This is a genomic window from Mycobacterium sp. SMC-8 (assembly GCF_025263565.1).
Taxonomy (GTDB): Bacteria; Actinomycetota; Actinomycetes; order Mycobacteriales; family Mycobacteriaceae; genus Mycobacterium.
This window is the reverse complement of sequence record NZ_CP079865.1, coordinates 1,053,747-1,068,845: the sequence shown is the minus strand read 5'-3', so window position 1 is coordinate 1,068,845 and position 15,099 is coordinate 1,053,747. Positions and strand designations below refer to the sequence as shown.

Annotated in this window: 15 protein-coding genes, 1 tRNA gene and 1 other RNA gene; 10 read left to right on the top strand and 7 right to left on the bottom strand. The window is 68.7% G+C overall.

From position 1 onward, the window contains the following. Positions 1-29: 29 nt before the first annotated feature. The 4 genes from KXD97_RS05270 to KXD97_RS05255 are packed head-to-tail and all read left to right on the top strand — an operon-like array spanning position 30 to position 3,422. Complete coding sequence (locus KXD97_RS05270) at positions 30-1,091, top strand: ATP-dependent DNA ligase (RefSeq protein WP_260757845.1); 1,062 nt, start codon at positions 30-32, stop codon at positions 1,089-1,091. Next, entirely contained in the window at positions 1,091-2,140 is a 1,050-nt protein-coding gene (ligD, locus tag KXD97_RS05265; RefSeq protein WP_260755726.1) for a non-homologous end-joining DNA ligase, read from the top strand. The genes KXD97_RS05270 and ligD overlap by 1 nt, the downstream gene beginning before the upstream one ends. A 23-nt stretch (positions 2,141-2,163) precedes the next feature. Next, positions 2,164-2,673 (top strand): hypothetical protein, encoded by a 510-nt coding sequence (locus KXD97_RS05260; protein ID WP_260755725.1) that lies wholly within the window; start codon positions 2,164-2,166, stop codon positions 2,671-2,673. After that, positions 2,670-3,422, top strand: coding sequence for a thioesterase II family protein (locus tag KXD97_RS05255; RefSeq protein WP_260755724.1), 753 nt, complete (start codon positions 2,670-2,672; stop codon positions 3,420-3,422). The genes KXD97_RS05260 and KXD97_RS05255 overlap by 4 nt, the downstream gene beginning before the upstream one ends. A gap of 15 nt (positions 3,423-3,437) precedes the next feature. On the opposite strand, the gene KXD97_RS05250 is transcribed toward KXD97_RS05255, so the two are convergent. From KXD97_RS05250 to KXD97_RS05235, 4 genes are all read right to left on the bottom strand, one after another. Beyond that, the gene (locus tag KXD97_RS05250) at positions 3,438-4,511 is read right to left on the bottom strand and encodes a dihydrodipicolinate reductase (RefSeq protein WP_260755723.1); all 1,074 of its coding nucleotides are present in this window, start codon (positions 4,509-4,511) and stop codon (positions 3,438-3,440) included. A 50-nt stretch (positions 4,512-4,561) separates the two neighbouring features. Further along, on the bottom strand, positions 4,562-5,581 hold the full coding sequence (locus KXD97_RS05245; RefSeq protein ID WP_260755722.1) for a S1C family serine protease: 1,020 nt from the start codon (positions 5,579-5,581) through the stop codon (positions 4,562-4,564). Between the two features lie 46 nt (positions 5,582-5,627). Continuing rightward, positions 5,628-6,353, bottom strand: a complete 726-nt coding sequence (locus tag KXD97_RS05240; protein ID WP_260755720.1) for a hypothetical protein — start codon at positions 6,351-6,353, stop codon at positions 5,628-5,630. A 69-nt stretch (positions 6,354-6,422) separates the two neighbouring features. Next, a tRNA-Ser gene (locus tag KXD97_RS05235) sits at positions 6,423-6,508 on the bottom strand. A 92-nt stretch (positions 6,509-6,600) separates the two neighbouring features. Between KXD97_RS05235 and ffs the strand changes: the two genes are divergently transcribed. The 3 genes from ffs (at position 6,601) to KXD97_RS05220 (ending at position 9,925) form a co-directional block, all read left to right on the top strand. Then, positions 6,601-6,695, top strand: an RNA gene (ffs, locus tag KXD97_RS05230) — signal recognition particle sRNA small type. A 30-nt stretch (positions 6,696-6,725) separates the two neighbouring features. After that, positions 6,726-8,033 (top strand): aminotransferase class I/II-fold pyridoxal phosphate-dependent enzyme, encoded by a 1,308-nt coding sequence (locus KXD97_RS05225; RefSeq protein ID WP_260755719.1) that lies wholly within the window; start codon positions 6,726-6,728, stop codon positions 8,031-8,033. 26 nt (positions 8,034-8,059) lie between these two features. Then, complete coding sequence (locus tag KXD97_RS05220; RefSeq protein ID WP_260755718.1) at positions 8,060-9,925, top strand: DNA polymerase III subunits gamma/tau; 1,866 nt, start codon at positions 8,060-8,062, stop codon at positions 9,923-9,925. Positions 9,926-9,937: 12 nt separating this feature from the next. On the opposite strand, the gene KXD97_RS05215 is transcribed toward KXD97_RS05220, so the two are convergent. Both KXD97_RS05215 and KXD97_RS05210 read right to left on the bottom strand, forming a co-directional pair. After that, the gene (locus KXD97_RS05215) at positions 9,938-11,260 is read right to left on the bottom strand and encodes a class I SAM-dependent methyltransferase (RefSeq protein WP_260755717.1); all 1,323 of its coding nucleotides are present in this window, start codon (positions 11,258-11,260) and stop codon (positions 9,938-9,940) included. Beyond that, positions 11,257-12,648 carry an FAD-binding oxidoreductase gene (locus tag KXD97_RS05210; protein ID WP_260755716.1) on the bottom strand — a complete coding sequence of 464 codons (1,392 nt, stop codon included), beginning with the start codon at positions 12,646-12,648 and terminating at the stop codon, positions 11,257-11,259. Before KXD97_RS05210 ends, KXD97_RS05215 begins: the two co-directional genes overlap by 4 nt. Before the next feature lie 81 nt (positions 12,649-12,729). On the opposite strand from KXD97_RS05210, the gene KXD97_RS05205 reads away from it, so the two are divergent. Next, positions 12,730-13,194 carry an SRPBCC family protein gene (locus tag KXD97_RS05205; RefSeq protein ID WP_260755715.1) on the top strand — a complete coding sequence of 155 codons (465 nt, stop codon included), beginning with the start codon at positions 12,730-12,732 and terminating at the stop codon, positions 13,192-13,194. Here the strand turns inward: KXD97_RS05205 and KXD97_RS05200 are convergent. Then, positions 13,191-13,928, bottom strand: a complete 738-nt coding sequence (locus KXD97_RS05200; RefSeq protein ID WP_260757844.1) for an Rv3717 family N-acetylmuramoyl-L-alanine amidase — start codon at positions 13,926-13,928, stop codon at positions 13,191-13,193. The genes KXD97_RS05205 and KXD97_RS05200 overlap by 4 nt on opposite strands. Before the next feature lie 132 nt (positions 13,929-14,060). Between KXD97_RS05200 and KXD97_RS05195 the strand changes: the two genes are divergently transcribed. Together KXD97_RS05195 and recR are read left to right on the top strand one after the other, a co-directional pair. Further along, positions 14,061-14,393 (top strand): YbaB/EbfC family nucleoid-associated protein, encoded by a 333-nt coding sequence (locus tag KXD97_RS05195; RefSeq protein ID WP_260755714.1) that lies wholly within the window; start codon positions 14,061-14,063, stop codon positions 14,391-14,393. Position 14,394: 1 nt separating this feature from the next. Continuing rightward, positions 14,395-15,006 carry a recombination mediator RecR gene (recR, locus tag KXD97_RS05190; RefSeq protein WP_260757843.1) on the top strand — a complete coding sequence of 204 codons (612 nt, stop codon included), beginning with the start codon at positions 14,395-14,397 and terminating at the stop codon, positions 15,004-15,006. The last annotated feature ends 93 nt before the right edge of the window (positions 15,007-15,099 follow it).

The window sequence follows — 15,099 nt, the reverse complement described above, 5'->3', positions numbered from 1 at the left end:
ATTGTCGGGGTACCCCGGTCTACGTGAGTATGGAGACCATGCCCTCAGACCTGCCGGTGAGCCCCCCGCTGGAGCCGATGTTGGCCAAGGCGCAGACCAAGGTGCCCGACGATCCCGGAGTCTGGTCCTATGAGCCGAAATGGGACGGCTTCCGCGCGCTGGTGTTTCGCGACGGCGACAGCGTCGTGCTGCTGTCGCGTAGCGGCAAGGATCTGGCCCGCTACTTCCCCGAAGTGCTCGATGCGGTGCGTGACGAGCTCGAACCCCGCTGCGTTCTCGACGGTGAGATCGTCGTGCCCCGGGAGATCGCCGGACGCATCAGGTTGGACTGGGAGTCCCTGAGCCAGCGCATCCATCCCGCCGCCAGCCGGATCAAGATGCTGTCGGAGCAGACACCGGCGCACTTCATCGGCTTCGATGCGTTGGCCCTCGGGGATACCTCGCTGATGAAGGAGCCGTTCCGCACCCGTCGCGAAGCCCTCCTCGAAGCAGTCAACGAGAAACAGTGGTGTCACGTCACGCGCACCACCGAGGACCCCGCTCTCGGCACGCAATGGTTGGACGAATTCGAGGGCGCCGGCCTGGACGGGGTCATTGCCAAGCGTCTCGACGGGCCATATCTGCCCGGCAAGCGGGAGATGGTGAAGGTCAAACACCACCGCGACGCCGACTGCGTGGCCATCGGCTACCGGATCCACAAGAGCGGCGAAGGCATCGGCTCGATTCTCCTCGGCCTGTACCGCGACGACGGCGAACTGCAGATGGTCGGCGGCGCCGCGTCGTTCACCGCCAAGGCACGGTTGACGCTGCTGGCCGACCTCGAACCCCTGCGCATCGGCGACGACATGCGTGACGGTGAACCGAGTCGGTGGAATTCGGCCGCCGACAAACGCTGGATCCCGGTACGCCCCGAGCGGGTATGCGAAGTCGCCTACGACCAGATGGAAGGCAACACCGACAGCGGCCGGCGCTTCCGGCACGCGGTGAAGTTCCTCCGCTGGCGGCCCGACCGGGACCCCGCCAGTTGCACTTTCGATCAGCTCGACGTTCCCCTGAACTACGACCTCTACGACGTGCTGGAGACCTCCTGATGGCAAGCGCCGCAACCGAAATCGACGTCGACGGGATCAAGGTCCGACTGACCAACCCGGACAAGCCGTACTTCCCGAAGCTCGGCAAGGACGGCACCAAGGGCAAGCTCGTCGACTACTACCTGTCGGTGGCCGACCGGATGGTCGCGCTGCTGCGCGACCGGCCCGTGCATCTGCAGCGGTTCCCCGACGGCATCGACGGCGAGGAGATCTACCAGAAACGCGTGCCACAGAAGCACCCCGACTACCTCGAAACCTGCACCGTCACTTTCCCGTCCGGCCGCACCGCAGACGCGCTGAAGGTCACCCACCCCTCGGCGATCGCCTGGGCGGCGCAGATGGGCACCGTCACCTTGCACCCCTGGCAGGTGCGCTGCCCGGACACCGAACATCCCGACGAGCTGCGCATCGACCTGGACCCCCAACCCGGCACCGGTTTCAAAGAGGCCCGAGCGGTGGCCGTCGACGTTCTCAAGCCGCTTCTCGATGAACTCGGCCTGGTCGGGTACCCCAAGACCTCCGGCGGCCGCGGCGTGCACGTCTTTCTCCGGATCAAAACCGACTGGGATTTCATCGCGGTCCGTCGTGCCGGTATCGCGCTGGCGCGGGAGGTCGAACGTCGCGCCCCCGATGCGGTGACGACGTCCTGGTGGAAGGAGGAGCGGGGCGAGCGGCTCTTCATCGACTACAACCAGAACGCCCGCGACCGCACATTCGCGTCGGCGTACTCGGCTCGCCGGACCCCGATCGCGACAGTGTCCACGCCACTGACGTGGGACGAACTACGCGACGCCGAACCCGACGACTACACGATCCTGACGGTGCCGGACTTCGTCGCCGGCCGGCCCGACCCGTGGGCCGACATCGACAAGAAGGCACAGTCGATCGACACGCTGCTGGACATGGTGAAGGCCGACGAGGACCGCGGTCTCGGAGACCTGCCGTACCCGCCGAGCTACCCGAAGATGCCGGGCGAACCGCCGCGGGTGCAGCCCAGCAAGAAGGTCGCCGCGCACTGGGATGAAGACGGCAACCGCGTCGGTGACTAGTCCGGCCCGATACCCTGCTGTGCATGCCGATCGCCACCCTCCGGAAGTTGCTCGCCGCACTGGCGATCGTCGGGCTACTCGTCAGCGGTATCGGCGTGGCGACGATGATGATCTTCGGCAGCCGCGGTTCCCAGCAGGAAGTCGCCGCCCCGGAGCGCAGGCCCCCGACCCCGCCGCCGCCGTCGGTACCCACCGACAAGGAGTTCCTGATCGGCGTCGTGGTGACCGCGCAGAACTGCGATCCGGCCGGGCCCTGTACGTATACATACACGATCGACCCCAAATACGTTGGGCTGCATCCATTCCCGGAATCCCCGTTCACAGTGGAGTACGAGGTGCTGGGCGGGCACCAACCGCAGCCCGGCCAGTTCACCGTGTCCGGCGACCAGGCCCAGATCCTCAAAGACGTCGTCGTCGAGGGTCCGCCGGGCGCACAGCTGTCGGCGCGGGTGGTGCGGGTCTTCGAGGTGCCGCCGGCCGCCCCCGAACCGCCACCGGCCCCCGCCGCCGGCGAGCCGGTGCCTGCGCCATGACCCCACCGCTTCCGCGCAGCCGCTGGATGCGCAACTTCCATCCGTCGCCGACGGCTCGAATCCGCCTGGTGTGCTTCCCGCACGCCGGCGGTTCGGCGAGCTACTACTTTCCGATGTCGTCGGCGCTGTCGCCTGAATTCGACGTCTACGGCGTGCAGTACCCCGGCCGTCAGGACCGGTACAGCGAGCCCTTCATCGAGACCATCGACGACCTCGCCGACCAGGCCTATGCCGCGCTCAGCGCGGTGCCCGACGCGCCGCTGGCGTTCTTCGGGCACAGCATGGGCGCGGTGCTCGCCTTCGAGGTGGCGCGGCGCTGTGAGGCAGCGGGAAACCGGCAGGTGGTGACGGTGTTCGCGTCCGGGTCGCGGGCGCCGAGCCGTTACGGCGACGAACGCCAGGCCAAGACCGACACCGACCTCGTCGGCGTGATGCGCGAACTCGGCGGCACAGATCCGCGCGTCCTGGCCAACCCCGAGCTGCTGGACACGTTCCTACCCGCGTTCCGCAACGACTACCGCGCGCTGCAGGACTACCACCGCAGCCCCGACGTCGGGATCCACGCACCGGTGGTGGTGATGACCGCGACCGACGACCCGAAGACCAGCGAGGCTGACGCCCGCGCGTGGCACCAGCACACCACCGGCGGCGGCCAGGTGCACACGTTCGCCGGCGGTCATTTCTACCTGGAGAAACAACCGCACAAAGTTGTCGAGATCGTCGTCAGGACCCTGCGCGACATCAGTTGACGCCCGGCCGCTGAGTCAGGCCCCGGCCGGAACCACCCCGCGCGGCATCGGCAGTGGCAGATCGTTATAGGTCGCGATGCCCGGCGCTGCCGCGACGACGGCCGGGATCGCGTGGATCGGCGGCATCGCGGTCATGATGTGGCCGAGCACGAAGAAGTCCTCGATGGTCTTGGCGTTCTCGATCATGTCCGGCGGGGGCAGGAAGCCGACCGCCATGTTGACCGTGGGCCGGCCCTCGATCGTGATCTTCCAGCCGTCGCCGTCGAGCTGCCAGTCCGGTTCGAGGGTCTGGCCTTTCTTCCAGCGGACGTTGATGTCGATGACGGTCCGTCCCTGGTAGATGCCCTGCCAGCTGGCATACACGCCGGCCACATGACCGGCGGGGATCGTCCACGACGCCATCACGAGGTCCTCGGTGGTCTGCGCGTACTCCGGCAGGCACGTGATCTCGTCGAGCTCGATGCCGAGCGCGTCGGCGACCAACTGCACCGCTTCGGCGAACACGGCCGTGCCCTTGGAGGCCATCGGTTGCAGATCCGGGTCGTCGATCGCGGTGCCGAAACCGACGGGCCGCTCGGTGTCGGGGGAGTCGTAGAGCGTGGTGTCGGCCGACTCGGCGATCGTGACCTTGTCGATGCGGTCGCACGCGGTGCCGGCGACGATGGCGAGCAGTTCGGCGAAACCGGGGCTGACCCCGGACCCGAACAGTGTCGACCCGCCGCGCTGGCAGGCGTTGGCCAGCCGGTCCCGGTCGGCGCCGAGGTTGCGCCCGGTGATGAATGACGCGGAGGCCACGACGTTGATTCCGGCTTCGAGGATCTGCACCAGCTCGTCGACGTCGATCCACATCGGGTTGTAGACCACGACGTCCGGTTTCAGCGCCAGCAGCGCGTCGACGTCGTTGGTGGCGGCGATGCCCAGCGGCTCGATGCCCGCCAGCTCGCCCGCGTCACGGCCGACCTTGTCCTCAGACCATGCATAGAGGCCGACCAGTTCGAGATTGGGATTGCCGGCGATCGCGGCCACCGAGGACTTTCCTACGTTTCCCGTCGTCCACTGAACGACCCGATACGACACATTGTTGGGCACTCGCTCAGCATAGGTTCGGCCCAGCCGCCCCCGGCCGGGATTCGGCGAAATCAGACGACGGGTGTCAGGACCGCCTTGCCGGTGCGGGTCTGGCCCGACCGGTCGATCCACGTCAGGTCCAGCACGTCGCCCACGTAGTGGCGATCCAGCACGGACGTCAAGGTGTTGGTCGAGTCGAGCTGGACGCCGTCGAGCACGACGATGACGTCGCCGGGCATCAGTCCGGCCAGCTGGGCCGGACCGCCGTTCATCACTTCCTGGATCAGCACGCCCGGCGTGTCCCGCGGAGCGGTCCGGACCCCGACGCCGAGGAGGACGGGCGGGCCGATGTGCACGGTGTCGGACGGCACCCCGGCCTGGATCTGGCGTGCGACGGTCATGGCGTCGTTGATCGGGATCGCGAAGCCCTTGCCGCCGGGACCCATGCGGAAGTTCACCGACGCCGCAGTCGTGATGCCCACGACACGGCCCGCGCCGTCGACCACCGGGCCTCCGGAATCGCCGGCGCGCACGGGCGCGGCGAACTCGAACAGCCCGGTCAGCTCGTCCTTGGTACCGGTGAGCGTGTCCTCGGCCTGCACGGTGCGGCCGAATGCGGTCAGGGTGCCGACCTCGCGGGTCAGCGGCGCGTCGGTGCCCATCGCGTTGCCGAGCGCGATGACGGGCTGACCAGGGGCCAGCACGTAGGCGTCCCCGATGGGCGCCGCCGGCAGCCCGGCGGCGCCGAGCAGTTGCAGCACCGCGATGTCGCGTCCCCGGTCGTATCCGACGATCTGGGCGGGGTAGGCGCGTCCGCCGACGGTGCCGGTGATGCGGTCGGCGCCCTGCACGACGTGGAAGTTCGTCAGCACCTGCCCGCCCGGGTCGAGCACGACGCCGGTGCCGAGGCCGATGACGCCCTGGTAGTCGACCTCGGTGTCGATGCGTACGACGGAGGGTTCGACTTGGGCCGCCGCGGCGACCGGATCACCGGGCGCGGCGGCGGCGGGGGTCACCGGAGCCGCGAGAGCCAGGATCGCGGCCAGCGCGATCATCAGTGTCCGGTGTCGGCGAATCAGGCCCATACCCATCAATAGTGGCGGCGACGCCGGCTGCTGTCGACGTGGGCCGGTTTTCTCAGTCCTCGACGGCGACGCCGCCGCGGGTACGTTTGCGCCGACCGGGCACCGTTGCCTTGCCGGTCGGTCGGCGATTCCGCAGTTTGCCGTCGGACTCGTCCCCAGCCTCCGAGGCCGATTCGGAAGCAGGTTCGGCCAGGTCTTCGTCCTCGGACTCCTCCTGGGCCTCGACCGTCTCGGCCTCGGATTCGTCGCTGGTCTCGACCGTCTCAGCCGCGGATTCGTCGCCGGTGTCGGCGACAGTGTCCTTGCCGCGGCGGCTCTTGCGCTCCTTGGCCTTGAGCGGCTTCGGCGGCGGAGGGGGAAGCTCGGCGGCGAACGCCAGGTAGAACGCGAGCACACCCAGCAGAGCGAGCGCGGCGGCCGCACCGTAGATACCGAAGAACCACTGGCCGGCCGAGTCGAGCGACACCCAGATCTCGGTGACCGCGACCCCGATGATCAGCGCCGCGGCCAGCACGTGCAGCGCGATCGACGTGGTCCGCAGGTTCAGCGCCAGCTGCGGTGTGCCGAACTCGGGCCGACGGGTGCGCAGCAGCGTGAACACCACGGGCAGCGCCGCCAGCCCGATCAGCGCTCCGACCACGATGCGCAGCACCGTGCCCAGCGTGTGCGAAGTGTCGCCCAGCAGCTCGGGCATGCGGGGCAGGACGAAGAAGAAGTAAAGGACCCCGGCAGCGATGGAGAACGACGTGTGCCAGATCACCGCGACGGTGCGGCCCATACTCCTCCTCGATCGTGTTGCCCGAGGTGCGACCGGCGAGTCGACAGCCGGTCGCACCTCGGGCGAGTGCGGAGGATGCGGGATTTGAACCCGCGAGGGCTATTAACCCAACCCGCGTTCCAGGCGAGCGCCATAGGCCACTAGGCGAATCCTCCGTCGGCAATGGTAACCGACCCGCTCGCCGGTCCCACAAATCCGCCCGCGAGCTCCTCGTAGGCGCGGCACGAACCCGGCGTACTACACTCGCCGTGGACCCCGCGCGGCGTCCATCCTGTGAACTCCCCCAGGGCCGGAAGGCAGCAAGGGTCAACGGGCTCTGGCGGGTGCGCGGGGTCCCCTTACGTTCATCCGCAAGACGGTGAAAGGCGAGCGGTGTCGTTTCATTCGCTGGGCCGCGACGACCTGCGTGCACAGCACGAACTGCAGCAGCGCAACTACGCGGACCTGCAGGCCAAGAATCTCCGCCTCGACCTGACCCGCGGGAAGCCCTCCCCGGACCAACTCGACCTGTCGAACGGGCTGCTGGGGCTGCCGGGGAATGACCGCGGCGCATACCTGGACCGGGAGGGCACCGACAGCCGAAACTACGGAGGCCTGCACGGGCTGCCCGAGCTGCGCGCGATCTTCGGCGAGCTGCTCGGAATCCCGGTGCCCAACCTGATCGCGGGCAACAACGCCAGCCTGGAGTTCATGCACGACGCGGTGGTCTTCTCACTGCTGCACGGCGGCGTCGACTCGCCCCTGCCGTGGATCGACGAGCTGCGTGGCGGTGCCGGCGTGAAGTTCCTGTGCCCGGCCCCTGGCTACGACCGCCACTTCGCGATCACCGAGAGCCTCGGCATCGAGATGATCACGGTGCCGCTGCGCGAGGACGGCCCCGACCTCGACATGGTCGAGGAGCTCGTCGCCGCGGACCCGGCGATCAAGGGCATGTGGTCCGTGCCGGTCTACTCGAACCCCACCGGCACCACCTACTCCGACGACGCGGTCCGCCGGCTCGTCCAGATGAAAACGGCGGCAACGGATTTCCGCTTGATGTGGGACAACGCCTACGCCGTGCACACTCTCACCGACGACTTCGTCGACCCGGTGGACATCCTCGGACTGGCCGCGGCTGCCGGCCACCCCGACCGCCCGCTGGTGTTCGCGTCGACGTCGAAGATCACCTTCGCCGGCGCGGGTGTCAGCTTTTTCGGGGGCTCGTCGGACACCATCGCCTGGTATCTGAAGCACGCCGGCAAGAAGTCGATCGGCCCCGACAAGGTGAACCAGTTGCGGCACGCCCGGTTCTTCGGCGACGCCGATGGGGTCCGGTCGCACATGCGGCGCCACCGTGAGCTGCTCGCACCGAAGTTCGCGCTCGCGCTGGAGATCCTTGCGGACCGGTTCGGCGACTCCAAGATCGCGTCCTGGACCGAGCCGAAGGGCGGCTACTTCATCAGCCTCGACGTGCTGCCCGGCACCGCCAAACGCACGGTCGCGCTGGCCAAGGACGCGGGCATCGCGGTCACCGAGGCGGGTGCGTCTTTCCCGTACCGAAAAGACCCGGACGACAAGAACATCCGCATCGCACCGACGTTCCCCGCGCTGTCGGACCTGCGCGAGGCCATCGACGGGCTGGCCACGTGCGCGCTGCTGTCTGCGACCGAGCAGCTGCTGGCGCTGCCCCCCGAGAAGTAGTCGGACCGGGTCGGTAGCCTGCTTCCGTGGCTCTCTACCGCAAGTACCGACCGGCGACGTTTGCAGAGGTCGTCGGCCAGGAACACGTCACCGAGCCGCTGTCGACGGCGCTCAACTCCGGCCGCATCAACCACGCCTATCTGTTCTCGGGTCCGCGCGGCTGCGGCAAGACCTCGTCGGCGCGCATCCTCGCCCGCTCCCTCAACTGCGCCGAGGGGCCGACAGCCACACCGTGCGGAGTGTGCGACTCGTGCGTGGCGCTGGCCCCCAACGGGCCCGGCAACATGGACGTCACCGAACTCGACGCGGCCAGCCACGGCGGCGTCGACGACACCAGGGAGCTCCGCGACCGCGCGTTCTACGCCCCCGCCCAGTCGCGCTACCGCATCTTCATCGTCGACGAGGCGCACATGGTCACCACGGCCGGCTTCAACGCGCTGCTCAAGATCGTCGAGGAGCCACCCGAGCACCTGATCTTCGTGTTCGCCACCACCGAGCCCGAGAAGGTGCTGCCGACCATCCGGTCGCGCACCCACCACTATCCGTTCCGGCTGCTGGCGCCGCGCACCATGCGCACGCTGATCGAGAAGATCGTCGCCTCCGAGAGCGTGCAGGTCGACGATGCGGTGTACCCGCTGGTCATCCGCGCCGGCGGCGGTTCCCCCCGCGACACCCTGAGCGTGCTGGATCAGCTGCTGGCCGGCGCCGACGGTAATCACGTCGCCTACCAGCGCGCGCTGGCCCTGCTCGGCGCCACCGACGTCGCGCTGATCGACGACGCCATCGACGCGCTGGCGGCCGGTGACGCCGCCGCGCTGTTCGGCGCGGTCGAGGGTGTCGTCGACGCCGGCCACGATCCGCGCCGCTTCGCCAGCGATCTGCTCGAGCGATTCCGCGACCTGATCGTGCTGCAGGGCGTGCCCGACGCAGTGGCCCGCGGCGTGGTCGACGGCCCCGAGGACGAGCTGGAGCGCATGCGCGATCAGGCCGCCCGGCTCGGCACCGCCACACTGACCCGCTACGCCGAAGTCATGCACGCCGGGCTCGGCGAGATGCGCGGCGCCACGGCGCCGCGGCTGCTGCTGGAGGTGGCATGCGCGCGGCTGCTGTTGCCGTCTGCCAGCGACACCGAGGCCGCGCTGCTGCAGCGGGTCGAGCGGATCGAGACCCGGCTGGACATGTCGATTCCGGCCAGCGACGAGATCGACGCCGCGCCGGCTGTGCCGCGCAAACAGTTCGTCCGCAAGAGCGAGACCGCCCCCTCCGCGGCTCCTCCGGCACCCCCTCAGCCGCCCACTCCGCCGGCGGCGCCGGTGCCACCCCGGCCGGAGCCTGAAGCCGTTGCGCCCGAGCCCGTTCCGGTGCCGCCCCCGGTGCGGCCGCCTGCCGCGCCGGCCGTGCAGGCGCCGCCGACCACCCCGGCGGCGGCCGTCGCCGCGGGTGAACCGGGCGCGGCCGCGGTGCGCAGCATGTGGACCACGGTGCGGGAGAAGGTGCGTGAACGCAGCCGGACCACCGAGGTGATGCTCGCCGGTGCGATCGTGCGTGCCGTCGAAGGTGACACCCTGATCCTGAGCCACGAATCGGCGCCGCTGGCCAGACGGCTGTGCGAACAGCGCAACGCCGACGTGATCCGGGAGGCGCTCAAGGATGCGCTCGGGGTGAATTGGAAAGTGGTCTGTGAGACCGGCGCCCCGGCCGCAGCCGCCGCGCCACCCGCGCGGGAGCAGCGGGCCCCGTCCGAGGCCCCGCCGCCGCCCGACATGGACGACGAGGAGAGCATGCTGGCCGAGGCCGGCAACTCCGACCCGGCCGCCCCGCGCCGCGATCCGGAGGAGGCGGCGCTGGAACTGCTGCAGAACGAGCTCGGCGCCCGCCGCATCGACGGTTAGCGGTCAGGCGCGCTACGCGCTCCACCACGGCCGTAACGGCAATCCGCCGTCGCCGCCCCGTTCGTCCAGCTTGACCGCGAGCACCTGGTGCAGCTGAATGGCGTTCTGCTCGAACCCGACCCGCGAGGCAGCGATATACAGCCCCCACACCTTGGCGGTGGGCAGACCGACCTCGGCCACCGCGTCGTCCCAGTGCTCCACCAGGTTGCGGCTCCAGTCCCGCAGCGTCATCGCGTAGTGGTGGCGCAGATTCTCCTCGTGCACCACCTCCAGGCCGACGTCCTGCACCTCGGTGATGATCCGGCCCGAGCCGGTCAGCTCCCCGTCGGGGAACACGTACCGGTCGATGAAGCCGCCCGCCGTGGCGTGGCTGCGGTTGTTGTTGCGGGTGATGCAGTGATTGAGCAGCAGGCCGCCGGGGCGCAGCTTGGACTTCAGGAACCGGAAGTACGACGGGTAATTGGCGACGCCGATGTGCTCGGTGAGCCCGATCGAGGACACCGCGTCGAAATGGGACTCGCGCACGTCGCGATAGTCACCGTGGCGGACCTCGGCCAGGTCACCGAGGCCGTCCCGCTCGATCGCGGCCGCGGCCCACTGGGCCTGCTCCCTCGACAACGTCACCCCGACCGCCCTGACGCCGTGCCGGGCCGCGTAGCGCACCATCCCGCCCCAGCCGCAGCCGACGTCGAGCAACCGGTCGCCCGGCTTGAGCCGCAGCTTCTCGAACACCAACCGGTACTTGTTCTCCTGCGCCTCCTCCAGGGTGGCGTCGGGGTGCGGATAGCACGCACAGGTGTAGGTCATCGACGGCCCGAGCACCCACTCGTAGAAAATGTTCGAGACGTCGTAGTGGTGCTGGATCGCTTCGGCGTCACGGGTCTTGCTGTGCCGCAACCCCTCTGCGATACGCCGCCACCGCGGCAGTGCCTCCTGGGGCGGCGGCGCGATCGGCTTGAGATGCTCGATCCCGATCGACCTGACGATGTTGGCCAGCACCCGTGCGGGGGGCCGCTTGTATTCGAGCCGATCGGTCAGCGCGGTGAGCAGTTCATAAGGGTCGCCCGGATGCACACCGTTGAGCCGCAGATCTCCGGCGACGTAGGCGCGCGCCAGCCCGAGATCGCCGGGAGCGGTGGCGAGGTAGGTGGTTCCCCTCGGGCTCAGCAGATCCAGGCCGAGCGTCGCATCTTCGGGACCCACGCTGCTGCCGTCATAGGCGGTGAACTTCAGGGGTCGCCGGCCCGCGGCGAAGATCGCCAGCACCTCGGCCAGGGTCAGTTTGTGATCCCCGGGCGCCGCCGGTTCATGGGTACGTTCCCGGAAAGTGGTCATTGTCTCCGCACCGCCTTCGCATACAGATCGAGGAAACGGGAGTCTGGGTCGTAGGTTTTCTTCACTGTTTTGTACATCTCCCCTCCGTAGAGGGAATCAAACTCTTCCGGCGCGTAGTACGCGTCTGAATACAGCGATTTGTGACCCTCGAGCTCGCTGACCTTGCGTTCGATTATCCTGTTGGTGTGGCCCTCTTCGGGGCCCACCGGCACCGACGACCAGAACCCCACGTTCACATAGGTGTGGTTCGGCCGGATCGGGTACAGCGGCCAGTCCCGGCTGTCGCGGAGCCGCAACGGGCACAACCAGATCGGCTCGATCGGCACGGTGTCGAGAAACCACTGCAGGAACTCGACGGTCCGCTCGATCGGCACCTCGACGTCCTGCACCACCCGCTCGCGCGGGGGCCTGCCGTTGCGTTTCTCGATGCGATCGGCGATGTCGTAGCGCTGGTCGTAGCCGATGAGCTTCCAGTAGAAGCTGCTGCGCCGGTACCGCCGTGGCCACCAGCGCCGGATCCGGGGGTTCTGCGCGCCGAAAGCCCTTGAGCACCAGAACCAGTCGGTGTCCCAGCGCCACAGGTAGTCATGGATGGTCAGCCGGTCGTGCTTCTCGGCTCCGTCGGCGGCACCGTCATGCTGGATGGAGCGGTAGTAGATGTCCTGGCCGGTGTAGTCGCTGACCGGACCCGGTGTCGCGGAGCGGTGACCGAGGCACAGGTAGCTCTCGTCGGTGCTGAACACCACGCCGTCGAGGTAGTCCACGACTTCGCCGTTCCAGCCGCCGGTCTCGACGATGCGGTCCATCGCCTCGAGCAGGGCCGGCAGTGAATGAAAACGCAGATGGCGCAACGTAACGAACGGCTTCACCGGCTCCAGTTCGATCGTCAATCGCACCGAATAACCCAGTGTCCCATAGGAGTTCGGGAACGCCCGGAACAGCTCGGGGTTCTCGTCGGGCGAGGCGCGCAGGATGTCGCCGGTGCCGGTCAGGACGTCCATCTCGAGCACGGACTCGTGCGGCAGACCGTTGCGGAACGACGCGGATTCGATGCCGAGCCCGGTGACCGCGCCGCCGAGCGTGATGGTCTTGAGCTGAGGCACCACCAGCGGGGAGAGCCCGTAGGGCAGCGTCGCGGCGACCAGGTCCTCATAGGTGCACATTCCGGCGACCTCGGCGGTGCCGGCGTCCGGATCCACCGCGACGACGCCTGTGAGTCCCGAAGTGTCCAGCCCCTTGCCGGTGTTGCGCGCCCGCGCGCGGAACAGGTTCGACGTGGGTTTGGCGAGGCGGACGGTGGCGTTGGCCGGAATGTCCCGGTAACTGGCCAACAACCGCTGCACGCCGTCGGCGTGAGCGGCCCGTGCGTCGGTCGAGGCAACAGGCACAGATATACGCTAGTCCGAGGTCGACACCTGTGCGACCGCACTCGACTTTCGTGACCCGCTCTTGACAAGGAGATTGCTCTGATGGGACAGGTCAGCGCGACCAGCACGGTCCTGATCGACGCCGATCCCGCGACGGTACTGGGAGCCGTCGCCGACTACCAGGCCATGCGGCCGAAGATCCTCTCCGCGCACTACAGCGGTTACCGGGTGCTCGAAGGCGGGCAGGGCGCGGGCACCGTCGCTGAGTGGAAACTGCAGGCCACCAAGTCGCGCTCCCGCGATGTCAAGGCCAGCGTTGACGTCGCGGGGCGCACCGTGATCGAAAAAGACGCGAACTCGTCGATGGTGACCAACTGGACCGTCGCCCCCGCGGGCCCGGGATCATCGGTGACCGTGAAGACGTCGTGGCAGGGCGCCGGTGGAGTCGGCGGTTTCTTCGAGAAGACGTTCGCCCCGATCGGGCTCCGCAAGATCCAGGCCGAGGTGCTCGGCAACCTCAAGCGCGAGGTGGAGGGGACCGTCGGTGTCGAAGGGGTCCAGGGCTAGGACTGGCCCAGGAACGCCACGACGCCGCGCACGACGGCGTCGGCGTAGCGCTGCCGTCCCTCCGGGGATTTCATCAGCCCGGAGTCGACCGGATTCTTCATGTTGCCCAGCTCGACCAGGATGGACGGGTACTGCGCAAGGTTGAGTCCGGCGATGTCGGACCGCGGGTTCAGGCCTTGCTGGCCGATGTAGGTGGCCGGCGGGATCCCGGACCCGGCCAGCTGATCACGCATCGCCCTGGCGAACTGCACCGACGGGCCGGCCTGCGCGGCATTGAGCGGCGGTGACGAATACAGCACGTGGAACCCGCGGCCGGTGGGCGGGCCGCCGTCGGCGTGGATCGACACCACCGCGTCGGGCGTCAGCGAGTTCGCCATCGCGGCGCGCTCGTCGACGCACGGGCCCAGCCCGGTGTCGTCGCCGCGGGACATCGCGGTGCGCACCCCGAGCGCGTGCAGGGCCTGGCGGACGCGCAGCGTGGTGTCCCAGGCGAAGGTGTGCTCGGGGAAGCCGTCCTCGGTGGAGGTGCCGCTGGCCTGGCAGTCCTTGGTGCCGCCGCGACCGGTCGGCACCTGCCTGCTGATCGAGGCGTCGTTGGAGCCGTTGTGGCCTGGGTCGAGGAAGACGATCTTGCCCGCAAGGTTGGTCGGCGCAGCTTGGGCGGGACCGGCGGGCAGGGCGGCGACGAGCATCGCGGCCACCGCGGCGGCCCCGACACGCAGGATTGCTGGCACGGGCACGGCGACACGGTAGCGCCCGTGCCGACTACGCTGGAAGCCCGAAGTGCCGCTTGTGGACGAGCGCAACCAAGTCGAGACCGATACTTGATCAATCTGCTTACCGAACACGTACGAAGAGGACCAGTCATGCAGCCCGGTGGCCAACCCGATATGTCAGCCCTTCTCGCTCAGGCTCAGCAGGTCCAGCAGCAGCTGATGGAGGCGCAGGCGGCGCTGGCCGCCGCCGAGGTGCAGGGACAGGCCGGCGGTGGGCTGGTACAGGTCACCATGCGCGGCAGCGGCGAGGTGGTGGCCGTGCGGATCGACCCCAAGGTCGTCGATCCGTCCGATGTGGAGACGTTGCAGGACCTTGTCCTCGGCGCCATCGCCGATGCCGCCAAGCAGGTGACCATGCTGGCCCATGACCGGCTGGGTCCGCTGGCAGGCGGCATGGGCGGTCTCGGTTTGCCGGGTATGTGACTTGTTCGAAGGACCTGTCCAGGATCTGATCGACGAGCTCGGCAAGCTGCCCGGGATCGGACCGAAGAGCGCCCAGCGGATCGCGTTCCATCTGCTCTCGGTCGAGCCGCCCGACATCGACCGGTTGACTGCTGTCCTGAACCGAGTCCGCGACGGCGTGACGTTCTGCGCGGTGTGCGGCAACGTCAGCGACGACGAGCGCTGCCGCATCTGCTCCGACCCGCGCCGGGACGCGTCGCTGGTGTGTGTCGTCGAAGAGCCCAAAGACGTCCAGGCCGTCGAGCGGACCCGGGAATTCCGTGGCCGCTACCACGTGCTCGGCGGAGCGCTGGACCCGTTGTCCGGTGTCGGACCCGACCAGCTGCGAATCCGCGAACTATTCAACCGGATCGGTGAGCGCGTCGACGGGGTGGAGGTCGCAGAGGTCATCATCGCGACCGACCCCAACACCGAGGGCGAGGCGACGGCGACGTACCTGGTGCGGATGCTGCGGGACATCCCCGGGCTGACGGTCACGCGGATCGCGTCGGGCCTGCCGATGGGCGGGGATCTGGAGTTCGCCGACGAGTTGACGCTGGGGCGCGCGCTGGCAGGCCGCCGGGCGATGGCGTAGTTCGCGGCTCGCCGTCGCTGCCAACCACTTTCGTCACAGGATTCGACGTTGTGCAGCGGAAGTGCGAGTGGGCGGCTGAGAAACGTGGATAGC